The 26,710-nt window shown below is 38.4% G+C and carries 16 protein-coding genes; all 16 read right to left on the bottom strand.

All coding sequences use genetic code 11. The features are described from left to right. Positions 1-3: 3 nt before the first annotated feature. The 16 genes from BKO01S_RS07425 to BKO01S_RS07350 all read right to left on the bottom strand — a co-directional run bounded on the left by BKO01S_RS07425 (position 4) and on the right by BKO01S_RS07350 (position 26,600). Entirely contained in the window at positions 4-2,451 is a 2,448-nt protein-coding gene (locus BKO01S_RS07425) for a beta-glucosidase (protein ID WP_066051116.1), read from the bottom strand. A gap of 86 nt (positions 2,452-2,537) precedes the next feature. Then, complete coding sequence (locus BKO01S_RS07420; protein WP_066051113.1) at positions 2,538-5,285, bottom strand: beta-glucosidase; 2,748 nt, start codon at positions 5,283-5,285, stop codon at positions 2,538-2,540. 259 nt (positions 5,286-5,544) lie between these two features. Then, positions 5,545-6,852 carry an ATP-binding protein gene (locus BKO01S_RS07415; RefSeq protein ID WP_066051110.1) on the bottom strand — a complete coding sequence of 436 codons (1,308 nt, stop codon included), beginning with the start codon at positions 6,850-6,852 and terminating at the stop codon, positions 5,545-5,547. Next, complete coding sequence (locus tag BKO01S_RS07410; protein WP_066051107.1) at positions 6,849-7,559, bottom strand: LytR/AlgR family response regulator transcription factor; 711 nt, start codon at positions 7,557-7,559, stop codon at positions 6,849-6,851. The genes BKO01S_RS07415 and BKO01S_RS07410 overlap by 4 nt, the downstream gene beginning before the upstream one ends. 233 nt (positions 7,560-7,792) lie before the next feature. After that, positions 7,793-10,699, bottom strand: a complete 2,907-nt coding sequence (locus BKO01S_RS07405; protein WP_066051103.1) for an alpha-L-rhamnosidase — start codon at positions 10,697-10,699, stop codon at positions 7,793-7,795. A gap of 486 nt (positions 10,700-11,185) precedes the next feature. Continuing rightward, the gene (locus BKO01S_RS07400; RefSeq protein WP_066051099.1) at positions 11,186-12,694 is read right to left on the bottom strand and encodes an ABC transporter substrate-binding protein; all 1,509 of its coding nucleotides are present in this window, start codon (positions 12,692-12,694) and stop codon (positions 11,186-11,188) included. Positions 12,695-12,795: 101 nt separating this feature from the next. Beyond that, positions 12,796-13,683: a carbohydrate ABC transporter permease gene (locus BKO01S_RS07395; protein WP_066051098.1), complete on the bottom strand. Its 888-nt coding sequence runs from the start codon at positions 13,681-13,683 to the stop codon at positions 12,796-12,798. A gap of 16 nt (positions 13,684-13,699) precedes the next feature. Next, complete coding sequence (locus BKO01S_RS07390; RefSeq protein WP_084362008.1) at positions 13,700-14,569, bottom strand: ABC transporter permease; 870 nt, start codon at positions 14,567-14,569, stop codon at positions 13,700-13,702. Positions 14,570-14,878: 309 nt separating this feature from the next. Continuing rightward, entirely contained in the window at positions 14,879-16,480 is a 1,602-nt protein-coding gene (locus tag BKO01S_RS07385) for a response regulator transcription factor (protein ID WP_066051095.1), read from the bottom strand. Beyond that, complete coding sequence (locus BKO01S_RS07380) at positions 16,455-18,233, bottom strand: sensor histidine kinase (protein ID WP_066051092.1); 1,779 nt, start codon at positions 18,231-18,233, stop codon at positions 16,455-16,457. Before BKO01S_RS07380 ends, BKO01S_RS07385 begins: the two co-directional genes overlap by 26 nt. Before the next feature lie 202 nt (positions 18,234-18,435). Further along, a complete protein-coding gene (locus BKO01S_RS07375) occupies positions 18,436-19,047 on the bottom strand; it encodes a YesL family protein (RefSeq protein ID WP_066051089.1) in 612 nt (203 codons plus the stop codon). A 211-nt stretch (positions 19,048-19,258) separates the two neighbouring features. Then, entirely contained in the window at positions 19,259-20,551 is a 1,293-nt protein-coding gene (locus BKO01S_RS07370) for an MFS transporter (RefSeq protein ID WP_066051086.1), read from the bottom strand. Positions 20,552-20,696: 145 nt separating this feature from the next. Next, complete coding sequence (locus tag BKO01S_RS07365) at positions 20,697-21,965, bottom strand: glycoside hydrolase family 1 protein (RefSeq protein ID WP_066051082.1); 1,269 nt, start codon at positions 21,963-21,965, stop codon at positions 20,697-20,699. A 217-nt stretch (positions 21,966-22,182) separates the two neighbouring features. Then, positions 22,183-23,175 (bottom strand): AraC family transcriptional regulator, encoded by a 993-nt coding sequence (locus BKO01S_RS07360; RefSeq protein WP_066051081.1) that lies wholly within the window; start codon positions 23,173-23,175, stop codon positions 22,183-22,185. A 524-nt stretch (positions 23,176-23,699) separates the two neighbouring features. Continuing rightward, positions 23,700-24,986, bottom strand: coding sequence for a Glu/Leu/Phe/Val family dehydrogenase (locus BKO01S_RS07355; protein WP_066051080.1), 1,287 nt, complete (start codon positions 24,984-24,986; stop codon positions 23,700-23,702). A 111-nt stretch (positions 24,987-25,097) separates the two neighbouring features. Next, positions 25,098-26,600, bottom strand: a complete 1,503-nt coding sequence (locus BKO01S_RS07350) for an amino acid permease (protein WP_066051078.1) — start codon at positions 26,598-26,600, stop codon at positions 25,098-25,100. Between the last annotated feature and the right edge of the window lie 110 nt (positions 26,601-26,710).

The following is a 26,710-nucleotide window of genomic DNA, read 5'->3' as shown; positions in this document are numbered from 1 at the left end:
ATTTTACATCTCCTTTGTCGCCTGTACCATGGTTGTTTTTAACTTTTCGCGCTTCACCTTTTTCTTTCTTTCCTTTAGCAAATGACGCAAACCTTTCATGAACTGACCATTCATGATCATCAAAATTCCATCTAGCATTGGCATATTGATCACTCCGCCTGTCATTCTAGCAACGCCACGGAACGGCATATGATAGATGGACATCATGATTAAATTAGCCGTACTTCTCTTCCCTATTTTTTTTAGGAACCAGTGTGAAAAATTGATGGTCTTAAAAATAAACCTTGCGAATCCGCTCTTCGCATACTGACACTGGGCAATCGTATCATTATAGCCTAGCGCTTTTGTTCGATCCCATTTGGATTCTGGTACCTTTCTTCCTAGCAACTGTTCAAATTCCTCTTGGCTTACATGGTTTGCTTTACCAGAATAATAGGATGGTAGTTCATTTTGATCGTATGGAAGTGGTGCTCCTGTCCCTTCAATCGCGATTACGTCTTTTAATCGGATATCTGCAATCGATGCACCAATCATTAGTTCATAGTCAGCTGCTTCTATTTCCCAGCTATTGGTCTTAATATTAAAGTAACGAAATGTTTTATCATCAAATGGAATGGTAACGGTTTTTGTCTCGCCTGGAAGTAAGAACACTTTCGTAAACCCTTTTAACTCCTTTTTTGGCCTGAAAATATTCGTAGATTTACAGCCAACATACAGCTGTGTCACTTCACTTCCAGCCCTTCCGCCCGTATTGGTCAAGGTAAAGGTGACACCCTCCTTCGCCACTTGGATATCAGCGTATTCAAAGGTAGTATAACTCAGTCCAAATCCAAATGGGAATAACACAGCAACATTGGCTGTATCATAATAGCGGTAGCCTATATATGGACCCTCTCGGTATTCCACACTAACCTCTTTCCCTGGGAATTGGTAGCAAGACGGGGTATCCTCGTAATGAATCGGATACGATTCTGCTAATTTTCCAGATGGATTTACATCGCCTGACAATACCCGTAGAATCGCTTTTGCTCCTGCCTGCCCACTTAAATAACCATGCACTAGCCCTTTTACCTTACCAATCCATGGCATTTCAACTGCCGCACCAGAGGATAGGATCGCGACAATATTGGGATTCACTTTTTGAAGAGCTGTTAATAATTCAATCTGATTTTCAGGTATTTCCATGCTTTGTCTGTCAAGCCCTTCCGCTTCTGTCACTTCATCCAGTCCAATATATAAAAGGACCACATCCGCATTTTTGGCGAGTGCACATGCTTGATCTATTTTTTTCTGACTTTTCTTTCCGTATCGGTCAAAACCAGGTTCAAATCCAATGCTCACAAATTCGCATTCCTTGATACCATCTAACGTACTATCTAATTTCGTAGGATTAACAATGGATGAGCCTGCCCCTTGGTATCGTGCTTCTTTTGCAAAATCACCAATAATAGCGACTTTTGTTCCCTTTTTAATGGGCAGGATTTGTTCTTCATTCTTTAATAGAACAATCGATTCTTCGGCAACGGTTTGTGCCATTCGATGATGCTTTTCCTGATTGATCTCTTTTTGAGATTCCTTCAAAGCCTTATCAGTTGTAAAAATAAGGTCAAGCAATCGATCTACATTTTCGTCTAATACTTCTTCTTTTATTTTTCCCGTTTTAATGGCTTCAATAATTTCCTCATTTGTTTCACCAGCCGTTGTTGGCATTTCTAGCTCATTGCCTGCAACTAATCCTGCTACACGATCATTGCTTCCGCCCCAATCGGTTACGACAACACCATCGTATTTCCATTCATTCCGCAGGATATCTCTCATCAAATGGATATTTTCATTCGTGTAGGTGCCATTCAGCATATTATAAGCAGACATGACGGTTTTTGTCTTACCTTCTTTAATAGCAATTTCAAATGCTGTCAAATAGATTTCTCTTAGCGTTCGTTCATCAACAATGGTATCAATCGCCATTCGACGCTCTTCCTGATTATTGACAGCAAAGTGCTTCACACAGGCAGAAATTCCATGTGATTGAATTCCCTTAATCATGCCTGCAGCCAATTTGCCTGCAAGAAAGGGATCTTCACTAAAATACTCAAAGTTTCTTCCTGCTAAGGGATTTCTCTTCATATTGATCCCAGGACCTAAGAGAACGTGTACTCCCTGTGCAACCGCTTCTTCACCAAGGTACTCACCCATTTGTTCTCCCAGCTCTACGTTCCAGCTATTCGCAACTGTCGCCGCTGTTGGAAAACAAGTGGCAGGAATACTAGCATTAAGGCCGAGATGGTCTGCCGCTGCCGCTTGCTTTCGGATGCCATGTGGTCCATCGGCTAGAAACATGTTATTGATTCCAAGACGTTTGATATCCTGTGTTTGCCAGAAATCTTTTCCTGACATTAACGATGCTTTCTCTTCAAGCGTCATTTTTTCGATTAAGTCTTTATATTTCATTGTAAAAACCTCATTTTATACATTCGGCGGTCCCTGAAAAGAACCGCCGAATTTTATTTTCTATCCATTATGTCTATCTTTAAATTCTAGTTTTGCATCTTCCAAGAACGAGAAACGGCATAAAGTGTGTTCTTACTGGCTCTTTGTAAGTTTTTAATGGTGTTAATTTGAGTAGATGGCTCTTGAGCTGCGTCTAACCATATCTTACTGTTGTTTGCTCCACCTTTCCAAATGGCCATAACGTCTAGAGAAACATCTCCACCTTCATAAAGCATTTGCATAGGATTCATATGCTCATACATATGAGCATCGGTTAGGACTAATCCCTTAAAGCCCCATTCATTTCTAAGAACTTGGTTGAGTAAACCGTCATGTCCACCTGCCCATGTTAAACCAATGAAGTTAAACGAAGACATCACTCCAAGACTTCCACCTTCTTTAACAGCTATTTCAAATGGCTTTAGGTAGATTTCACGAATGGCCTGCTCATTAGACCAAGTAAATAGAGTTGAGCGAACCCCTGTTTCACGTTCATTTAAAGCAAAGTGCTTGATATAAGTGATGACACCTTTTTCATTCGCACCCTTTACGACTTGTGCAGCAATCTTTCCGGAAAGAACACCATCTTCACTATAGTATTCAAAGTTTCTTCCATTAAATGGTGTACGATGAATATTCATTGCTGGAGAATACCAGCCGTTGTACCCGAATGCTTGTGCTTCTGTTCCAACACTGATTCCCATGAGATAACCAGCATCCTGATTCCATGTAGAAGCCGTCACACTTGGTGCTGGATACGTAACACCCACTCCTTCCACTCCCATAATAGGACCTGAATAGGTGTTGGAAGCAATCGCCATCGAGCCATCTGGCTGTAAGGTTTTCGGAACTCCCAATCTTTTAATTTCAAGTAGTTGGTAAGCACCCGTACCACTAATGTTAGCCATTTCTTCAAGTGTTAATTGTGAAACGAAATCGTTCCATTTTGGATCATTGTAATCAACATTTACCATATCAGAAAGCATGATAGGCTGATCTAATTCTTGTCCATATTTTGGAATATCAGAAGAGGTAAGTCCCAATTCTTGATCAGTAGGTGTTTCATACGTCATTGCATCGAGAATTTCTTTTGATGCAACGAAATCTGAATCCTGTGGTCCAGTAAAGGCCCTGCTTGCTTGATCCCAGTCCCTTGTTAAATAGTCATCAATATGATGAGCATCTTCAAATTGGTTGGTTGCTACCTGAGTATCTGTCGGTCGATTCCCAGCATTTTCAGAATTATAAACAATCGAATCGTCAAGAGAATACGTTTCTGAGTCAAGTTTGCTATGAGCATTTTCCATAAGCATGATCTCGTAGTCACCAGCTTCTAGAACATACGCCTTGTTTTCTTTATAATCGTACGAAGCCATGTCCTCTACTTTAAATGTAAGAGGATAAATTTCTGTTTCTCCAGGCTGAATTTCATTTGTCTTTTTGAAATCTACAAGGTTCACGGTAGATTTTTCAATAGCACCTGTATAAGGAGGATTATAATAAATTTGAATACTATCCTTACCAGGTTCATCTCCTGTATTCTTGACAGCTACGCGGACGGTAACTTCTTCCCCGTCTACCGTCATTTCTACGATTTCCTTTTCGAATGAAGTGTAGCTTAGACCATGTCCGAATGGAAAGACAACTTCTTCATCATAATTGTAGCTTTCATCTGTCATATGGCGTGTTTCATAATATTTGTACCCGACATAAATTCCTTCATGTAACTGAGTAAAGAAACCAACATCTTCTTTTTTCTGCGTTAGAGGGTTTGTAACTTGACCGGCATTTGTATAATGATTTTTGCCTTCAGCCCAGTTTCCATCCTCTTCAAGTTTCATATAGTTTTTGGCTGCAGGCATACTCATGACATCCGACACCCAAGTGTCGACTAAATGACCGGATGGATTGACCTTCCCATTTAAAATTCTTGCTAATGATTTTGTACCAGATTCTCCTGGGAATCCCATCCATACCACACTTTTAATAGAAGGATAATCCTCTAAAAAGCCAAGCTCTATCACATTGGTAGAGTTAATAAGTAAGATCACATTTTCAAAGTTCGTGCTCACCACATCAACCATATCTTTTTCTTCAGATGTAAGTTGAAGATCATTCGGTCCTAATTCGGTCATTTCTCCACCACCACGACCAATGACTACCATCGCTGTATCTGAGAAATCCTTTGCATGTTCGATAATCGTCTTTCCATCGCTATATAATGAGGTATCTTCATAGGCGTTCTTAGGTACCTCAGGGAGAATAAGGTTTGAAGCGGTTCCTAATATTTCAGAATCACTTTTGTTTTTAGGCGCTGACGTTTCATCAATGGAAATATTACCTTTTTTATAGAAATTATAATTGAGGTATAACAAATCTTGATTCAATTCAAAATTTCCATCTGGGCCTTGAAGGGCCTCTTCGAGTTTAACCGCGTTCGCAACATCTGTTGCGGTTGAACCACCTGAGTTAAATAAAGTGACAACCGATCTTGTTCCAAAAACGTTAATCTTCGCTTTTTCTTTTTCAGAAGTGGCAATTGGGAGAAGGTTGTCGTTGTTTTGCATTAATACGAATCCCTCATCCGTAATCTTCTCAATGCTCTCTACAGCGGTAGAGTACGAAAGTTTTTGTTCCTCTGTATCCGGCTTAAATTTGGCCAATAGCCAGTAACCTGATGAAGTGATAACAAATCCATAGATTAGTACTCCAGCAAGTAAAAACACCAATGTACTTAATGAGATGAGTGTATTCCTTTTCTTCTTGCTCATCTTTGGTTTTTCTGTTTGTTGCATGCCATTGTTCCCCTCTCTATATCTAGTGTTCAACAAGAAGTCATCCATTTTTTGTCTACGCTTACATTAATGATTGACCTCTTCCTTACCGCTTTACAACGAAATGGTATCACATTTTTTTCTGTATATAAGAGCGCTTGCATAAACGGTACGATTTTTTGCATGAACGGACATTACACATGAAAAAGGCTTGGATAGGAAGTTAGCACATCACCCAAGCCTTTCTTATCATTTCCTCTATTATCAATCAGCTGCCACTCTAGGATAGCTTGGGTATGAGAATCTTCAGTTCAAACCAGCTGTCCTTTTGATCCACATTAACTACCCCGCCATACTTCTGTACCGCGTATCGAATACTCTTTAACCCATAACCATGATAATACGAATCTTCTTTTGTTGTTGCGGGTAAGTCCCCTTCAAGCTCGAGCTCTCCTTCGAAATAATTTTCAATGCGAATCATGAGAAAATCTTTTTGAGAAAATAACGAAACATGAATTAATCTTTTTTCTTCGTCTTCAATCTTTTGTTCATATTCAATCGCATTATCCAGAGCATTACCAAAAATCGTACAAATATCGATCACATCAATCCCTTTAAGCAAGGTTCCATCTGCCACACAGGTTAACGTAATGCCATTTTTAATACAATACATATTTTTGCTAGCCAGTAAGGTATCCAGCACATGGTGTCCTGTTTTATGTTGTGCTTCGTATGACTTGATGTCATTTTCCATCTTCGTTAAAAATTCGTTTCTCTTATCTGAGTCCTCTTCTGCTCGTAAAGCGATAATTTGATTCTTTAAATCGTGGTACTTAAAGTTGATGATTTCAATACTTTCTTTTGATTGCTGATATTGCGAGTATTGATTTTGAAGGATATTCTCCACTGCCTTCAGTTCATGTCTCACCCTTAGTTCCTTTAATTGAATATGATAGGCATAAACAATCGTAAATCCACCTAGGTCTACCAAGGTTCGAATATTAAAGATTTCTTGCGCATATTTTCCGCTAAAAGGGGTTCTTGCCGTCACAAAGCTTAAATTACTAATACCAAAAACGGCTGCTCCAATCACAACCGTTGACCATAATTCACGTGGTCGAATATTTAATTTCCCACCATCAGGGATTTGTCGTTTCTCTAATATCCAAATCACCAAAAATGAAACCCCGTAAACTATAATCAGGATCAACCCTGCCAATAACCAATCACTGTTTTTCCCCTTCAAAAAATAGAAATGCACTTGCCACTCCAATGAAGCCACTAGCTCAGCTGCTACGAATGCCCTTGCACTAAAATAACCTGCTTCTAAAGCAGAAATGTCGCAACTTCTATAGATGAACGCAAACATAAGTCCAATGGCTACAACCATACTAGGAATCCAAAGAACAATCGGTAAATCTTTAGTCAATACCAAAAATACCACTTGTCCAATCAAAACCACACCGGCGAAAGCAACCAGCTTCCATCCCGTTAGTAGTTTTTTTAATACCGAGATGTACACAATGCAAGCCATCCACTCAGCCAAGGCGGTATAGATCCTGGGGATATCAGGGAGAACATCGTTCATTTAATCACCTCACCCCAATAATGGGCCAAAGCTTCCATGAACCCTTTCTTTTTCGTACGACTCACAAGAAGTTCTTCCCCATTGACCACCGCACAGTTATCCTTCATTCCTTCTACATGCTCTAAATTGATGAGATACCCTTTATGCCCTCGATAAAAATGAAAACTGGATAATTCTTTTTCTAATTCCTTCATCGTTCCTGATGCGGTCAGCTCCCCTTTATTGGTACGAAAAATAAGGTTATGACCTTGACTTTCCACATAATAGATATCAGAAATCTGAAGCCGTTTCACCCCACCTTTTAAACTCACCGTAAGATAATGGGATTCCCTCTTTTTCATTCGTTCAACCGCCCGATTCAAGCGCTGTGAAAACTGAAAATAGGAAATCGGCTTTAATACATAATCCAATGCATCCACGGCATATCCTTTGATGGCATACTGTGCCATATTCGTAATAAAAATAATCACTACTTCAGAGTCCACTTTTCTAATTTCTTCTGCTGCAGACATTCCATCCATAAAGCGCATTTGAACATCCATTAAGATAATGTCAAATTGGGCCTTATAATGTTCAACAAACTCATCACCATCAGAAAAGGTCTCCATTTCAATGGTTTCACCTCTATCTTCTTCAAACCTGTGAAGATATTCTGTTAATTGCTCTTGGTAAGTAACCTCGTCCTCAACAATTGCTATGCGTATCATATGTGCCTCCTTAAACGCGGGACACCGGGACAGGCACCCTGTCCTGTCGATCCATCTTTCTCGCTTCCCAATGAAAGTCCCATAAGTCATTCTACAAGATTTACTATATATATTAAAAGAGAGAGAGGAAATAAATTTTGCATTAAAAAAACTCATCTTCGAAGGTGAGACATAGAAATGAAAAAACCATCCAATCGGATGGTTTTAATCGTTCATTTAAAGTGTTTAATGATTTAAACCAATACAGCTTCCCATTCAAGCTGATTGATTTCTTCAAGAATCTCTTTCACTTTCTCCTCTGTAAGGTTTGCTTCTCCCATTTCTAGTAACTCTTTCAGACTCCTTGCTTTCGTTGTAAAAAGAGCCGGTGGTTTGGTCATGCCTGGTGCTACTTTTTCAAGGACAGCTCCTGCCTCTTTGTGATCAAGGAAGTCGATAATTTTCGTATCCTCAGTAAAAATTGGTCTTAGTCCCTGCTCGTTTGGATAGACAAACTGATAGGATCCAGAACCCACTGTCACTTTTACACCTTCTGCCGTTTCCATAAATGAATGGATATCACTTGATACTAATAACTCTTCCCCTTCATAAACATCAGCAAGTGTTGCTTTTGGTAAAAGAATGTCTGCTGTTGTGTTCGGAGGAACCTCGACTTCAAGCTCTACCTGTTCGTTTGTTAGCTTCCAAGATGAGACGATTTTTCCATACATGGATTCATGAACTGCTTTTGCAGAAGTGAATGACAATCCAGCAAATTTCGGTTCGATTTTGATTTTCTTATAGGCAGGACTTGTCGCATCCATATCGAGCCCAGCTATGACTTTGTACATCCAATTGCCGATGGACCCGTAAGCATAATGGTTAAATGAATTCATTTGGTCACTCCAGAACGAGCCGTCTGGTTTAATGCTATCCCAATGCTCCCAAACAGTGGTGGCACCTTTTTTAATTTGGTACAGCCAAGATGGATAATCGTCCTTCATTAGTAATTTCACCGCGGTTTCGTGATAACCGCCTTTTGAAAGAGCAAAACAAATATACGGAGTTCCCACAAAGCCGGTATTTAAATGATAGTCATTTTGAATAATTAACTCGTTCAGTTCATAAGCCGTTCTTTCCATTGCTTTCCCATCCACCATATCAAACATTAACGCAATGATATGAGCCGTTTGGGTAGGAGACACCAATCGTCCTGCTGGGGAAACAAATTCGTCGTTAAATTGTTCAATAATATTAGTTAATAGTGTGCTATATTCTTCAACATCTTCAGCTTTCTCAAGAACCTTTGCCGCATCTCTTAAGATTCTTGTGGAATACGCATAAAACACTGTCGCAATCAAATCCTTTGGTGTGACTCCAACAAAGCTATTTTCTTTCGCATCCAGAGCTAACCAATCGCCGAAATGAAAGCCTGTGTTCCATAGGCATTCATTTTTTCCCTGCCTGCGAATATATTCCACCCAAGCTTTCATGCTGTCATATTGATCGGCTAGCACTCGCTTATCCCCATATGTCTGATAGACCGTCCAAGGAATGATCGTCGCTGCATCCCCCCAGGCGGCAGAGCCCTTTCCACCCTCTACATTGGGAATGACAAATGGTACATTGCCGTCCGGCAACTGATCCGCTTGTAAATCTCGTAGCCATTTGGTAAAGAATGGCCCTCCATGATAATTAAATAAGGCCGTCTGAACAAAGACCTGAGCATCTGCGGTCCATCCAAGTCTCTCACTTCGCTGCGGACAATCGGTCGGCACATCTAGGAAGTTTCCTCTTTGCCCCCAAACAATATTCTGCTGCAGTCGGTTCACAAGTGGATCGGAACATTCGAAGGTTCCAGTTGGTTCCATATCGGTATGGATGACTTCCCCTATAAAGTTATTAAGAGGAAGCCCATTTTCCTGTCCTGGGTATCCTTCCACTTTTACATAACGGAAGCCTTGGAACGTAAAATTGGGTGCAAAGGTTTCAATCCCTTCCCCTTTTGCAATGTATTCAACCTTCTGCTTGGCAAATTTTAAATTGCCAAAGTAAATATTCCCTTCCTTATCTAGTACCTCGGCATGTCTCAAGACAATTCGAGTACCTTCAGGAGCACGGACTTGGAATCGAATCCGACCGACCATGTTTTGGCCCATGTCTAGAACGGTATCGCCAGCTGGAGTAACAAACGATTCGATTGGTTTTAGAACTTCTGTGACACGGACCGGATCATTTTCCTGTGCCACCAATTGAGTGATCGGCATTTCCGGAATGAAGGTGTCGGCCCAATCCTCATCATGAAAATCGGGTTGGCTCCATCCCTCTTGTTCCAGTCTGGCATCGTACGTTTCCCCATGATAAATTTCTGAGAATAAAATAGGACCTGTTGCTGCTTTCCAAGTAGGGTCCGTTACAATACACTCTTCTGTCCCGTCGTGATAAGTGACATGAAGCTGGAACCTTGCTGCACGTGTGTCACCATAAATATTTCGGTGTTCCTCTCTGACCAGATTCCCTTTATACCATCCGTCAGCTAGTACAATTCCCATCGCATTTGCACCATCTTGAAGCTGTTCCGTTACATCATATGTTTGATATTGTAGCCGTTTATGATAGCTAGTCCAGCCTGGAGCAAGCAAATCCTCTCCGACCCGCTCTCCATTTAAGAATAATTCATATAAACCAACACCGGTGCCATACGCCCGAGCCGAAGAAATCCCTGTCTTAAGCGTAAATTCTCTTCGTAAAAGAAAAGCCGCTTCCGATTGAGAATCCAATTGTTCAGGGGCAGGTGTGATCCACTCGGCCTTCCAATCTTCTGGAGAAAATAGGGCTGTTTCCCACCAGGCTGTTTCACTCCAATCCGATTCACGGTTATAGCTATCCCAAATCTTGATGCGGTAAAAATATCTGGTACGGGATACAAGAGGAGGACCAGAATATTCAATTTGAATCGATTTCTCTGATTGGACAACGCCTGTATCCCATAACGTTTCATGGAAATCTTGATCTACTGCTACTTGAATCTGATACGCCTTTTGTATCGTTCCTCGTAAATCAGATTGGATCTTCCAACTAATACGAGGTCTTTCTATATCCATTCCTAAAGGATTTTTTCGATACTCACTTGTTAAAGCTTCTACTGTTAAGTTTGTCATTTTTCTATGATTCCTTTCCACACAAATTGTCAAAAGACAATAGGGATGAATATACTAAGTATACCTCACCCCCTGTATTGTCTAACTAATGTTAATCTACTTAAATCATCCATTTTCAAAAACATAGCAAGCGTTTCAGTGGAAAATCAAACTCCATTCTAACAATGCTGATACAACTTACCTTCTACTTTCATTTTATCAAGCGTTTTCAAATAATTTAATGATAAAACCAAAGACTATTATTACTCGAATCAAAGATTTAAATGATGGCACTACATTTTCGTGCAAATGAGAAAGTTAGAATAAGATGGACTGGACGAAAAAGGATGAAATAGAAAGAACCTAGTATCCTATCGAACTAAGGCATTCGTTTCAGCTGTGATTTTCCCTCTATTCTTTAGGTGTTTGATCGAACATCTCATGATACTTTTTAGAAAACTGAAAAGACAAAACCACCCAATAGGATGGTTTTGTCAACAAAGTTTATTACTGATGACTAGCCCATTCGTCTAGCTGTTTTTGTTTTTCTTTAATAATTGTATCTATTCCGGCTGCTTTTAACTTAGAAATAAACTCTGGAAGAACCTCATCTGGATCTACACTTCCTGTTTCTAAAGATAACTTATATTGATCAATAACGTTACTAACAGCCGTATATTCGTTTCTTACAGGTTCTGCATTAAATGTAAAACCTAACGCTTTTGAGAGATGAGCAGTTTGGTTAAACTCTTTATAGTCCTGTGCTAATTTTGGACTTGTACCATTCCAAACATAACCTGAACCAAATTGATTTCCAAACATCCAGTTTTGGTTTAGTGCATAACCAGAATTGGACCCGTCTACACCCTCTGGATAATCAATCACATTTTCTGATACCTCCACATAATGCTCCCCTTCAATTCCCCAATGGAGCAAACGAGCAATCTCTTCATTGCTAAACATCAAGTCAAGGAATTGCATTGCTTTTTCGGGATTTTCTGAAGTAATCGGGATACCCCAGTTTAAACCAACAACATTTCTAGTGGTCGAATAAGCTTCAGTCAATGGTGTAGCAACCATCTCCATACCAAACTTTATTGACTCATCTTCTGCAATACCTGGCTTCATTCCTGAAATGAGTGCTGCTCCTCTACCCGACTTAAGTAAATCAATTTGGCTATCCTGATTTGTCGCTGCATCTTTCATAATATACCCTGCTTCATACCATTTTCTTAGCAGATTCAAATGTTCCTCATATTCATGAGTTTCATATAAATTTACGACTTGTAAATCATTATCGTAATTCGGCAACACACCTATGGAATCCCCTAGTGAATCATACCAACGATAATGATCAAGGATTGAGAAACCTACACCTGCAGGAACAAGTGGAGCAATATCAGAATTATTTTTCTTAATTTGCTCAAATACGTATTCCAAATCCTTAAATTCTGTAACCTTACTTAAATCAATACCGTAGTCATCCACGTATTTTTTCGGAATCAAAAGTCCGTTACTTTCAGCCATTTCATTATAATTAGGTATAATAAAATGCTTGTTATTGTGCTTGGCTGCATTTAAGTATTCAGGCTCGAAAACTTGCTTGATTCCATCACCATACTTTTCTAGTAAGTCATCTAACTCATGTAATGAACCCTTTGATATAAGGCCGTCAACCGTTCTAAAACTTACCATTAACAAGTCTAGTTTTTCATTACTAGTTAACATTAAGTTATATTGTTGATCATAGGCTCCAATACTTATTGGTTCCAGGTCAACCGTTGCATTAATCTTCTCTTTTGAAATTTTATTGATAGCTGCCTCTACCTTATCCATATCTTTAGGTACAGGTCCAAACACTGGAAAAGCCATGACAAGCTCATAAGTCTCTTCTTTCCCATTATTGCTTCCTTCAGACTGGTCAGAACTATTGGTGGTGCTTTCATTCTTTGTACAAGCTGTAACCAACAATAAAGTTGCCAAAAACAGTACTTTCAACCTATTAAAATACTTCATCCTTGCCACCCCTTTTATATATTTTTTTGTACAACTAAATTGTAAGGGTTTTCATATCGTATCACCGCTACAATTCAGACATATGAATAACAATATTTCGACTATTTGACTGATCCAATTGTGATTCCTTTAACTAAGTACTTTTGAAAAAATGGGTAAGCTACTATTATTGGCAAAATGCCTACAACTGCGATAGCCATTCTTATCGTAGCAGATGGCAACTGCGAGATGGTTTTTCCTGATTGTGCAGCGTAATCACTGTTACTAGTTAAAAACTGAATATCTGTTAGGATCCGATTTAATATATTTTGAATACTGTAGAGTGATGGATCAGTTAGATAAATTAATCCATTCATCCAATCGTTCCAATACATAATTGTTTGAAGCAACCCAATTGTTGCTAAAATCGGCAAGGACAAAGGCAATACAATTGAGAAAAAAGCTCTAAATTCACCAGCTCCATCAATTCGAGCTGATTCTAGAACAGCATCTGGAATGGTATTCATAAAAAACGTTCTCATCAGCAGAACATTAAAGCCGTTAACCAGGAGCACAGGTATAATGAGAGCCCAGATGGTATTTTTTATATCAAAAATTTGTGTGTATACATAATACGTTGGTACTAAACCTCCATTAAATAATAACGTAAAGAAAACCAAAAAAGTGAAAAACTTCCCTAAAGGTAAATCTTTGCGCGACAACGGATAGGCAAGTAAGGCTGTAAGAGCTAACCCAATAGAAGTTCCAACAACGGTTACAAAGATGGTTATTCCATATGCTCTGATTAACTGTCCACGTTGTTCCCAAAGATAGAGATAGGCATCTCTACTAAAGCTTTCAGGTAAAAATGAATATCCATTTTGAAGAATAGACATTTCATCAGAAATCGATGAGATAATTAATAATAGAAACGGAATGATACAAAAGATGGAAATACTAGCTAAACAAATATGTGAAATCCATTGCCACCTTCGCGTTTCTTTTGTCATTCACAACACCCCCTATTTAAAATAAAGCATTATCTTTGCTTCGTTTTCGTACGATTAAATTAGCAATAAGGACCAAAATAAATCCAACAATAGACTGATAGAAACCTGCCGCTGATGCCATTCCAATATCTCCAAGCTGTAGCAGTCCCCGATATACATACGTATCAATAACATTTGTTGTATCATACAACATACCCGAATTTAATGGCACTTGATAAAACAACCCAAAGTCCGAATAGAAAATACGTCCAATTGATAGCAAGGTCATCATGATAATTACCGGTGAGATTAGAGGAATGGTTATTTTTTTTATTTGCTGCCACTTAGATGCACCATCCAATGTAGCAGCTTCATAATATTCTTTATCAATCCCGAGAATGGCAGAGAAAAATATAATTGTAAAAAAACCAATACTTTTCCAAAGATTAATGATAGGCAAGATAAACGGCCAGTATTTTGGCTCCATGTACCAAGAAATGGGTTCTAATCCTAGAAGTGGCAATATAGTGTTATTAAGAATTCCACTCTCTACACTTAAACCTGCATATACCAAATAACTAACTACTACCATTGAAATTAAAAAAGGGATTAAAATAATACTTTGATACAATCTGACAAAGAAAACTTTCCTAATCTCATTTAAAAGAATCGCAACACCAACAGCTGAAACCGTATTCAAAACAATAAAGAAACCATTGTATAATAGTGTGTTTCGGGTAATAATAAATGCATCCTGTGTTTTAAACAAAAACTCAAAGTTTTTAAAACCGACCCACTCACTCCCCAAAATACCTTTTACAAAGTTAAAATCTTTAAATGCAATGACAAGTCCAAACATGGGCAAATAATTATTGATAAGAAGATAAAGTAACCCAGGTGCTAACATGATGAAAAAGGGAATATATCTCTTAAACGTTCTTATTTTCTTTTTGACTCTCACCTTTGTAGGCGCATTATGCACCAAGTTCGGATCATTTTCGTATTCCAAGTCTTTTCTAATTGTTTCTGCCACCCAAAACCCTCCTTTAACTTTTAGTAACCTTCTAGTTACCTAAATGATAACGCATTCATTTCTCCCCTCACTACTTCTCATTAGACTTTTCACTAGTAGTTTTACGACTAAAAAAATTATGTCCCGTACAATAAAGAACGGGACAATTAATAAATGCTAAAGATTAAGCATAAGTAAGTTTAATTAACTTGATTTTTGTTGAACCTTTAGTCTATATTCTACGGGCGTTACCCCTTGATTTTTTTTGAATAGTTTCGAGAAATATGAAAAGTTGCTGTATCCAACATATGTAGCTACCGAACTAACCGACATATCGGTTTTTTCTAATAATTCTTTGGATATATTCATACGTTCATTAACTAAATATTCAGAAATAGAAAACCCTGTTTCCTTTTTAAAAATTCTGGATAAATAATCTGGATTCAAAAAAACTTCATTGGCAATATCCTCACGAGAGATATTTTGGTCAATGTTTGCTGTAATATATTTAATGACTTTTTCTAGGACAGATTCAGATTTACTATTGCTTTCTGAATATTGTTCCACTCGCGCCGTACTGTGAGAAATCCATTCCATTAAATCCTTCACCGATTTGCATGCAGAATTTAGTTTATTTATAGATTCATTGTCATTAAAAATAACATGGGCCTGAATCCCTTTTTGCTTTAACGTATAATAAATCATCTGCTGAAAATCGTGATAAAAATTGCGTAGCCTTTTTGCATCAATTCCATCATTATATATAGCTTCCACAATCGCACGAGCCTCTGCAATCACTTGATTGTACTTACCTTCCTGAAGCATGACGGACCATAAACTCATATCAGGTAATTTTAGATTTGAATCAATAACGATCTTCTCATCAATAAAGAACACTTTATTAAGGAATGATACATTATTTCGATCCAGGTCATACAATTCATCAACCATCGTAATGAATTCATCTGCTGTTGTTAGTGTGCCAATATAACAAGATAAATTACAATCATAAGAGGTTTGGCAATAATTTAAATAAAAACCACACATCTGTCTCAATTTATTTCGATCCAGCTCTTCTTCATTCACAACCGATAAAATTGCAATCAGCTTATCCTGACCTTGGCGAATAACTTGTATATTATAGCCATTTTGCTCACCAAAAAACTCTTCAGCTGCTTTTTTCAATACCTGTTCGGATGACCTTACCTCATGTAACCTTTTATCCTTCCAGCCTTGGAAACATATAAGAATAGGTAAAAGCTTTCTCTTTTCACTAAATTCAATAGAACGCTCACTAGCTGCATCCTTAATCGCCTGTAAGGTACTTTCAATGCTTCCATTAAGGATGTCATGCCAGAAACGCTCAACTAATAGTGGTTGATTTTTAACCCAATTCCGGCCCCATTTGCTTTCTTGTTGTAATTCTAATTCTTTATTTATTTTTTGATTAGCCTTTTTTATCACTTCTTCTAACTCGGCAAAAGGCACGGGCTTTAATATATAATCCATACTTCCTAAATGAATAGCCTTTTTTGCAAAACTAAAATCGGCGTGGCATGTAAGAAAAATACACTCTGTTTTTGGATAGAATTCTCGTACCCATACTAAGAGATCTAATCCACTTCCCTGAGGCATTTCGATATCACAAAGCAGAATATCAATAGAATGATGTGCAAAAATTTCTTTTGCTTGTCGATTATTATGTGCCGTGTACACTTTCTCTACATGAAGACTTTCCCAGTTAACACCAGCCTCAACACCCTTAACCGCATGAATTTCATCATCTACAATTAATACCGAGTACATTTTTCCTTCCCCCTTTTGAATTTCTAGTTTTCTTAAAAGGCAGAATCACTTCAACTAACGCTCCCATTGGAGAGGCATGGCCAAAAACAATCTGTGCATGATCCTCATATACCAATTGCAACCTTCTTTGCACATTCCAGATCCCAATATGTTGTTCCTGGTCACCAATTAGTCGATTACCCGCATTAAGATTGTTTAATACGTCTTCTGGAAAACCATCACCATTATCTTGAATAGTTATCTTTATTTTCTCCTCTTTTTCGTCAGTCTTTACTGACTCAACTTTAATAGACAAGTGAATCGACTTATCCATATTAACGGCGTATTTAATCGTATTCTCAACAAATGTTTGAATAACAACTGGAGGAAGCTTAGCACATAGTAAATGCTCTTCTACAGTAAATTGATAAGTAAAACGTTCAGGAAATCGTAATTCTTGAATGCGCAAATAGTTTTTAATATGCTCTAATTCATCTTTTAATACAGCAAAGTCCTCATTTCCCCTTAATATATATCGAAAATATCGCACTAGACATAATGTCATTTCTTGAACTAGGTCATGTTTTTTTACTTGAGCAAAACTAAAAATAATATTTAACGTATTCATAAAGAAATGCGGATTAATTTGATATTGCAAGTATTGTAGTTCTGCCTTTTGTTTCAATATTCGTTGCTCATAGATATTAATCTTTAATTCTTGTATTTGATCCATCATCGTATTGAAGGTATGATTCACAAGCTGCAATTCTTCTGAAGTAGAATTTCGTGGCAAACGAATATCTAAATTCCCTTTCCCTATTCTCCTCATTGCATGAACGATTTTGTTAAGAGGAGATAATACTGTCTTATTTAATTGATAAAGACATAAAGGGATTAAAATTAAGTACCCAAAGGCCGCAAAAGTAACAATTTTCTTTAGTGCTTGGAAATTTTCTGTTATCTTTTCATCAGGTATCAGCGCTACGAGACTAAAATTTGCGGTTGCTGATGGTTGACCAACAGTTAAAAATGTTTCCTCATCTCCTGTTAGATAGTAATTATCTAAATTACTCATTAATTCTATGTAGTTTTCTTCCATTAAACTAGACGGTGCACCTACAGCGTTACCTGATTCAGTAACAAAAAAAGAAGCTCCCTCATCACCTATATCAATCAAATTTAGTGGTGTTAATAGCGTCTCCAAATTTAACCATGCTCCCACTACTGTCCCACTTGTTTTTATATAACGGAACAAGTAGTGTTCACCGTCAATCGATTTTAGATGCCAGCCCTTTTCATTTACCTGCCAACTGTCGTCATGAATCACTTGTCTTATATAGTTTCTTGCATTTTCCCTATCCCGGTAAGGTGCGCTATCAAGTTTGAACGCTTCAGTGAATTCATTCGTATAATTCGAAAATAAAAAAAGCGATTCAATCGAATCAAACATTAAAATATGGTCTTTTATCTTTCTTTGTGCTCTTATTTTTGCTAACGTATAATCCTTCTCTGATAAAAAATATTCTAGTTGCTGGATATCTGTGTCAAACGTTGCTAGGTTTAATAGATATACCTCCACAGTTTTTAACTTTCGATCAATCGTATCCATATAAAGCGTTACCATTTTTTTATTTGATTCTGCTACTTCATCACGGACAACATTCATCGCGTGATAATTACTGTATATTAGGAAGACAAGCACTGGAATAGTGAGCAATAAAAACCCAAATATTAACTTAAAAACGATAGAATTCGGTGTAATTTTTAATTTCACTTGTTGGACTCCTTCTATATAAAAAAATATATAAAACTATGCCTTTATCTTAAAGAATATTTAACCGTTTGAAAATAACGAAAATTCCAACATTTAAGTTTAAAAGAGTGATATTCCCAACTACCGTCTGCTTCATAGTGATGTAAGTGCTTTCATTTTTCTGTGGAATTCTAACTATACTCTCTGACTATTCATCATCTAGTTATTGTGATTCTTGAATCTTTTGGAATACATGGTTACTTAAGAACATTAGCAATATCGCAATAACACTCCCACTAAAAAAAGGAAGAACCCCCGGAAATGTAAGATAAAGAAATATCAAGAGACCCGTCAATACCAGTTTGCTGAATGTAATTAAAGGATTTACTGTCATTAGAATGATAGAATTTTTTATTATTTCTACTAACCTGATGTTGAAGTGTACAAATACTGGAAAAATATATAAAAGCGTAAGGATATACAACATGGTAAGGATAATGGTGGGTATATATAGAATTTTAAACGCTGGAATAACTGTTGCTTCAATAATCGTAAAGTTGAAATACATCAAAAATCCAGAAAATAAGATAACTATTCCTAACAGATTACTTTTTAAAAATTCACTTCTATATGTGGACCAGAAGATTTTAAAAATGGGTGCATCGATTTCCTTCCTCACCCATTTGCGAACCACCGCAAACATGGCAATTGTTGAGGGAAAGAAACCAAATAAAAGCAAACCGATCATTGAAAAAAATATCCATAATACATTCACATAGGCCAATCGCATAACCCATTCTGAAATGCTATAGAATCCACGCATAACACCATCCATTTTTAATCCTCCTTTTCTATAATTAATTAATTATAGTTAATTCAGTTACTTCTTACTGCTACAAATAAGGCTTATTAATAGCACGATTATGACATATTTTTATATAGTCATAACATTATCTAAAGAAAATTCTCGGTTTTAGTGAAACAAGAAAAAGACAATAGGGATGAATATACTAGTATACCTCATCCCTTGTCATATTTATCTATGGTTAAGCTACTATTTCATTAGAAGAAACATTGTTATCCTTTGCCTTTGGTTCCATCTCAGGAATTGGAATAACCACCACTGCTGAAAGAATGGAGAAGGCAGCAAGCACTAGGAAAAATAATGTATAACCATCTCCACCAAACAGGCTGACTCCTAAAGCAATGATACTTGGTGCTGCAAAGTTTACTAGGGTAGAAGACAGACTTGTCGTGGTGTTCATAATCGAGATATCCTTTGCTGCCTGTTCTTTGGAAGGAAGAATCCGGTTAACAAGAGCATTGTCAACTGCATTGTACATTCCGAATCCAAAGTTAAAGATAAAGTTACCAACGATGACCCATGTAACGTTTGTTGAAAAGGCAAAGGCAATTAAACAAAGTCCTGTAATAAGTGCTGCTCCCATTACAAAAGGCTTTTGCTTCTTTACCTTGTCTGATAAGAAACCTCCAAGAATGCCAGCTAAAACCATTAACATAATCGCAGGTGCCGTAAGTCCCATGATTTTGAATATGTCGGCTTCGCCTAGATGAAATCTTGTAATGTAGAATAGCGTTAACATCCCCATCCCCGCATTAGAGAAGTTAATAAATAACTTAGTTAATAACGCCCATGTATAGGAAGGATATTCTTTAAAACTTGGGTAGAAGCCACGGAGACCCAATGATTTCTTTTCACCCGTTGTAATCCCTGCAAAAGAGTTGTCTTTAATAAGGCTAGCCGCTAAAAATCCACCGATCAGTTGGACAATTATAATCGTAATCATTTTCTGTTCAAGAGTAGAATCGGCAAAAGCTCCCATCGTCATTTGTCCCGTCATAACGAATGCAGGTGCTGCTGCACCAATTAACCCGGCTACTCGACCATACTTCTCCGCTTCTACTTGTTCAGGAACAATGGCGTAGCAAGAGAGTGCAACCATCCCGTAAAAGAAATTGATCAAACACATAGAGATGATAAACATTGGGATAGATGAAGCATACGTAAGGGCTAACATAGATAGGGCTCCACCAATACTGCCCACAATCATCCAAAACCGTCTTCTCCCCATCCTTACTTTCGTCTTATCCGCTATCACTCCACTTAAAAGTCCAAAGAGTACGACCGCTATTCCGGATATTCCCGTGGCAGTTGCAAAGGCAGCCGTTGCATGTTCTTGTCCAACAATTCTAATTACAATAAAGGTAGAAAGTCCAAATGATAGTAAAACCAAAGGAGCAATCGACGTACCTACTCCCAGCATGGCTGCAATTACCAATCTTTTAAAAGGCGTTTTATTCAGTAAACCTACATCCATTTTCATAACCTCCCTATTAATCTTCCATTCCCGATATTATAGCAAGCGTTTTCATTTAGGATAATAGCAAAAGCAAAGTTTTTCTTTGCGTGTTTCAAAGATTTCTTTACAGCCCCCGGAACTAAGACCCAGGGAGCCATGAAAATTATTTTGAAGCTAAACTTTCCTGTTGAGCTAATCGACCTAAGTACCTGCCACTTTCCTTTACCTTTCTTTCCTGCGTTGATCGGTCCACTTCTATCAACCCGAACTTCAAAGCATAGCCAGATTGCCACTCAAAATTATCAAAAGTGGTCCAGTGAAGATACCCTCGAACGTCTAAGCCTTCGCTCAAACAGTCCTGTACACCCTCTAATGCTTCTCGGATAAACGCTACCCGGCGCTCGTCCTCATCCGTTGCAATCCCATGTTCGGTAATGATTATCGGTATCGATATGTCTTTGGCTACCTTTCGGATGACATTACTAAGTGCCTTTGGATAAAACTCATATCCCATTTGGGTAAGTTCCGCCCCTTCAGCTGGTTTTACTTGGCCCTCTGGTCCGTAAACTTCCCTTGTATAATTTTGAAGCCCAAAGAAGTCATCTCCTTCCAACATATCTAGATATTGTCGGAAATAGCTGTTCCACTTTCGATCGGCCTCTTCTTCCCCACCAGGGATCGACTGAATATCGGAAAGAGCCATCGAAAATCCTACTTTTGTATTTGGCTGAATGCGCTTGATTGCCTCACGTGCCTTACGATGAGTTTCTTTTAAATTATGGATAGAAAACTCATCTGAAATCATGTGAAAGGTAAAGTAGTTCTGGGTGGTGGTTCCGCACAATTGAGCAGCTGATTCTCTCCATTTCGGAGCCGTCCAGGCATCTCTATCAATCCCAACAGGTGGGATGAATCCGATTCTTGAAAAAATCTCACGTAACATAACCGGCAAGTTGATTTCATTCATGGTCAATACATGTGGGATTAGATGTCCAATTTCACGGAAAACCACTTCACAATATTTAGCAAAACGGTCAGGTACCTCTGGGCTCGCCCATCCGCCTAATCTCATCAGCCACTTGGGGGAGGAAAAATGGTGCATCGCTACTATAGGTGTGATCCCGTGCTTGTAGCATGTCTCCAGTACATCCCGGTAATGCTCAATGGCTGACCGTGAGTATTGTCCTGGTTCTGGTTCGACTCTAGACCACTCAATCGAGAACCGGTAAGTATTCAAACCCAGACTGGCCATGAGAGCAATGTCCTCTCGATAAAGACGATAATGGTCGATTGTATCACCAGATTTATCTTTATACGGTGAGCCTTCCGCATGCTCCTCTGCCCAAAAATCGCTGTTCACATTATTTCCTTCCACTTGATACGCTGCTGTTGTTGATCCCCAAAGAAAATTGGGTGGAAATTGCCATTCCATTTCTAACACTCCTCGCTGCTACAACTTACTTTCTGATTTCATTGTAGCAAGCGTTTTCAGTTAAAATAATAGTAAAAACAAAGATGATGATTGCTCGAATCAAAGATTTTAAACGGCACTTCATTTTTGGATAAGGAGTGGACGTTTGTATACTATCGATTGAAAAAAGGTTGAAAATAGAAATGGCTTTAGCCCCTATAGAACTAAGCCATTCGTTTTAGCGGTGGTTTTCCCTATATTCTTTCGGTGTTTGACCAAACACCTCATTAAACTTTTTGTAAAAGAAAGAAACACTTGAGTAACCAACTTCCTCGGCAATCTCAGGTATAGGCAAGTCAGAGTTTGATAGATATAGAACTGCCTTATTTAAGCGTTGGTTCTGAAGAAGTTCTTTAAACGATTTTCCTGTCGCTTTTTTAAGGACAGCCGATATATAGTTTGGATGGTACCGAAAATAATCAGCCATGTCGGTTAAGGTGCATTCCTTATAATGGTCTTCAATAAACTTGAGAAAATCGAGAACAATGACATCATTCTGTGTCATCTGGTCCGTCTTTTTATCTGTTGTACTATTTGCGTGACGGATTAATTCTGTTAAGAGAATGAAAAGATACGCATTGATCATATCCGCCGAAACAAAGTCCTTATCGAAATACTCACACATGATTTGCTCCATAATCCCAACAATCTTGGAATCGCTTTCCAAAGGAAAATAAAGAAAATTGTTCTCTCTTCGCTTGTTAATGAGAGAATCTATTAAAAATTGAGAGATAATGCTCTTATTGGTAAAACGGCTAAGAAACCCTGACGACAGAAAGTCATGCTTGAGTTTGATATCTATAATGATATCTGATGGTGAAATATCCTTTACCGTATGAGGAGTGTTTTTATCAATGATAATAATGGCTCCCTCAGTTAGCCTCATTTCACCCTTATCAATAACCACTGTACATGTTCCCTGATAGACGTAGATCATTTCGATGTAATGATGAATATGTATAGGGACGTATGCGGTAGGCAATTGCTGCCAGATCACAATGTTATCTTCCACAGGAGTAGTTGAGGAATCAAAACTCAGATTGAAAACGTACACTTCCTGATCATTTACTACAATCGATTCCGGATGATACACTTCCTTTATGACATTCCAATCAGGCGCTTCATTATTGTTGTTTTTTACTAAAAATGTTCTTAATTCATTCATGTTCATATAGGTGGTTCCCCTATCTAATGTTTTGATACGGTCATTTTTCTATAGGATATGTTATCTTCAGGAAGTAGTGGAATAGGTGAGCAAAATGAGCATTTAGAACATGCAACTTCCAGTAATTAGTGGAACGGGTGAACTAAATGGGCATTTAGGACATGATGTTTCCAGTATTTAGTGGAATGAGTGAACTAAACGAGCATTTAGAACATGATGTTTCCAATAATTAGTGGAATGAGTGAACTAAACCAGCATTTAGAACATGGTATTTCCAGTATTTAGTGGGACAAATGAACTATACTTGCATTTACTATACCATATTTAGAGAATGATAGTTGATCGTCTTCGCATTGGGTTAAATTAGTAAACAAATCTTCAGAAGCAATAGAACCGTCTCCTAATTTTCTATAGCATGTTGGGAACAGCCTTTTCTAATTGCAAAAACGATCTTTTGATTTTGGATAAATCACAAAAGAACTTGCATGATCCATGCAAGTTCTTTTGCGTATGAAGGGAAACTCACTTATTTATACCCAACCTCTAAATCTTGATGCTTCAGACATTTTGCGAACACCTACCATATAAGCGGCTAAACGCATGTTAATATTCCGTTGTTGGGATGTTTCATAAACATGATTAAATGATTGAACGAGCACTTTACGAAGTTTTTCATTTACTTCTTCTTCACTCCAATAGTAACCCTGGTTGTTTTGAACCCATTCAAAATAGGATACCGTTACCCCTCCTGAACTCGCTAAAACATCTGGTACTAATAGGATTTCCCTATCAGAAAGTATGTTAGTTCCTTCTAGGGTGGTTGGACCATTAGCTGCCTCGACAACAATTGAAGCTTTGATATTATGTGCATTAGCTGCGGTAATTTGGTTGGAAATGGCAGCTGGGACTAGAATGTCACAGTCAAGCTCAAGTAACTCTTTGTTTGTAATCTTGTTTTCAAATAATGTTGTTACCGTTCCAAAGCTATCTCTACTTTCTAATAAGTAATCAATATCCAACCCCTCTGGTTCATATAGTGCACCATAAGCATCAGATATCCCGATGACCTTTGCTCCGGCATCATGCATAAATTTTGCTAAAAAACTTCCTGCATTCCCAAACCCTTGAACGACCACCCGAGACCCTTTGATGGCAATTCCCCGTTTTTTTGCAGCTTCTTCTATACAAATGACGACTCCTTGTGCAGTGGCCTTTTCACGGCCATGGGAGCCACCAAGCACAAGTGGTTTCCCTGTGATAAATCCAGGAGAATCGTATTCACGAAGCCTGCTGTATTCATCCATCATCCACGCCATAATTTGTGCATTCGTATAAACATCTGGAGCAGGTATATCCTTTGTAGGTCCTACAATTTGACTGATTGCCCGCACGTAGGCCCTGCTTAGCCGCTCGAGTTCTCCCATTGACATCATTCTTGGGTCGCAAATAATACCACCTTTTCCGCCCCCATAGGGAAGGTCAACAATGCCGCATTTTAAACTCATCCACATCGACAATGCCTTCACTTCGTCCTCGTCCACTTCAGGATGAAAACGAACGCCGCCTTTAGTGGGTCCAACCGCATCATTATGCTGGGCGCGATATCCAGTGAATATTTTAGTCGAACCGTCATCCATTCTAACTGGCATACGAACAGTAAACATTCTCAATGGCTCTTTTAATAATTGGTACATCTCATAGGTATAACCCAATTTATCTAAGGCTTCTTTTATCACAATCTGTGTTGATTTGAAAAGGTTCAAAGACTCATCTGACTTTCGTTCTGTATGGATCTCTTTTACCCCTACTTCTCCCATATGGCACCCCTTAGTCTGGATATCTAAGACAATACCTTCTGCATTCGTTCAATCGACCAAACAATCCTTTGGCCTAATTATGAGCAGCTAACGAAACGAATCACGGTATCTCTATTGTGAGGACTTATCCTCAAAAGAACATTCCTTTAGTGGAACGATCTTTGTTTTATGAACAAGTTTAAACCCGAACCACAATGCCAAAAAGATCGGTAAACCTAGATAGGACACGACTACTCCATACCAATCAATCTCACTAGTTAAAAAAGCTTGATAATTTTGGCCGAGAATGACAAAGATGCACATCGCTAAAGCGAGAATTGGACCTAACGGGAACCATTTCGCTTTGAATTTCAAATCACTCATGTCTCTGCCTTGAGCCATATATGCTTTTCTAAAACGATAGTGACTAACTGCAATTCCAAGCCATGCAATAAATCCAGTTAAGCCGGACGCATTTAATAACCATGTATACACTTGATCTCCAAAAATGGAAGTTAAAAAGGCGAAGCCTCCAATAATCGTCGTCATAACAAGGGCATTCATCGGAATCCCGCGATCATTTACATTTTGTAGAAATTTAGGTGCCTGTCCGTCCTTTGCCATAGACCAAAGCATGCGTGTCGAAGCATATAAACCGGAAGTTCCTGCCGATAAGACGGAAGTCAATATAACCGCATTCATCACAGATGCCGCAAACGCGATGCCCACTTTCTCAAATACAAGGGTAAAAGGGCTGACTGCGATGTTGTCGACATCCCTTCCTAACAGGTCAGGACTTGTATAAGGAATAATTAAACCAATGACCGCAATGGCGACGATATAAAATAGGAGAATTCGCCAAAATACTTGTCGGATTGCCTTTGGCACATTTTTCTCCGGATCTTCACTTTCACCTGCAGCAATCCCCACGAGTTCCGTTCCTTGAAACGAAAAACCTGCGATAAAAAAAATACTTAACACAGACAAAAGGCCTCCGTTAAAAGGAGCATGTTCGACAGTAAAATTTTTAAATCCGATGTACTCTCCGCCCAAAATACCGAAAATGGTGAGCATACCAACTCCAATGAAAACAATGATGGTTACTACTTTGATTAGGGAAAACCAATACTCGGATTCTCCGTAACTTTTCACTGACAATGCATTCAATAAAAAGATTAGACCTAAAAACAATATACTCCAGACGATGCTCGGTACATCCGGAAACCAGAACTTCATAATAATAGCTGATGCAACGATTTCAACGGCAAGTGTAACAGCCCAGTTAAACCAATAGTTCCAACCAAGCGCAAAACCAAATGCCGGATCGACAAAACGGCTGCCATATGTCGAAAAGGACCCCGAGACCGGCATGAAAGTGGCCATTTCACCGAGACTTGTCATCAAAAAGTAGACCATGATGCCAATTGCTCCATAAGCTATAAGTGCACCACCAGGTCCAGCTGTTTGAATGGATGCCCCAGTCGCTAAAAATATCCCTGTACCAATTGACCCTCCAATAGCAATCATCGTCATGTGACGTGCCTTTAGTTTCCGTTTGACATGCTCTTTACCCTCTTTTTTATTCTGAACATTCTGACTATTATGTTCGTTTTTATAGCTATTGAGTGATCCCATTCTTGTCCTCCCGACTCCCGTCTATATTTAACATTGTGAGAAAACTACAAAACTATTGCATATTCCCTTCAAATTTATATAGCATTTGAAGGGAATACCTTGACCTTAAA

Source organism: Robertmurraya korlensis NBRC 107688, from assembly GCF_001591645.1.
Lineage (GTDB): Bacteria > Bacillota > Bacilli > Bacillales > Cytobacillaceae > Robertmurraya_A.
This window is presented reverse-complemented; position numbering and strand designations above follow the sequence as displayed.

Bases quoted from the DNA above. Each gene is read 5' to 3' on its own strand.
- BKO01S_RS07425 (WP_066051116.1), bottom strand. From the start codon at position 2,451: ATGAAATATAAAGACTTAATCGAAAAAATGACGCTTGAAGAGAAAGCA.
- BKO01S_RS07420 (WP_066051113.1), bottom strand. From the start codon at position 5,285: ATGCAACAAACAGAAAAACCAAAGATGAGCAAGAAGAAAAGGAATACA.
- BKO01S_RS07415 (WP_066051110.1), bottom strand. From the start codon at position 6,852: ATGAACGATGTTCTCCCTGATATCCCCAGGATCTATACCGCCTTGGCT.
- BKO01S_RS07410 (WP_066051107.1), bottom strand. From the start codon at position 7,559: ATGATACGCATAGCAATTGTTGAGGACGAGGTTACTTACCAAGAGCAA.
- BKO01S_RS07405 (WP_066051103.1), bottom strand. From the start codon at position 10,699: ATGACAAACTTAACAGTAGAAGCTTTAACAAGTGAGTATCGAAAAAAT.
- BKO01S_RS07400 (WP_066051099.1), bottom strand. From the start codon at position 12,694: ATGAAGTATTTTAATAGGTTGAAAGTACTGTTTTTGGCAACTTTATTG.
- BKO01S_RS07395 (WP_066051098.1), bottom strand. From the start codon at position 13,683: ATGACAAAAGAAACGCGAAGGTGGCAATGGATTTCACATATTTGTTTA.
- BKO01S_RS07390 (WP_084362008.1), bottom strand. From the start codon at position 14,569: ATGTTAGCACCTGGGTTACTTTATCTTCTTATCAATAATTATTTGCCC.
- BKO01S_RS07385 (WP_066051095.1), bottom strand. From the start codon at position 16,480: ATGTACTCGGTATTAATTGTAGATGATGAAATTCATGCGGTTAAGGGT.
- BKO01S_RS07375 (WP_066051089.1), bottom strand. From the start codon at position 19,047: ATGGATGGTGTTATGCGTGGATTCTATAGCATTTCAGAATGGGTTATG.
- BKO01S_RS07370 (WP_066051086.1), bottom strand. From the start codon at position 20,551: ATGGATGTAGGTTTACTGAATAAAACGCCTTTTAAAAGATTGGTAATT.
- BKO01S_RS07365 (WP_066051082.1), bottom strand. From the start codon at position 21,965: ATGGAATGGCAATTTCCACCCAATTTTCTTTGGGGATCAACAACAGCA.
- BKO01S_RS07360 (WP_066051081.1), bottom strand. From the start codon at position 23,175: ATGAACATGAATGAATTAAGAACATTTTTAGTAAAAAACAACAATAAT.
- BKO01S_RS07355 (WP_066051080.1), bottom strand. From the start codon at position 24,986: ATGGGAGAAGTAGGGGTAAAAGAGATCCATACAGAACGAAAGTCAGAT.
- BKO01S_RS07350 (WP_066051078.1), bottom strand. From the start codon at position 26,600: ATGGGATCACTCAATAGCTATAAAAACGAACATAATAGTCAGAATGTT.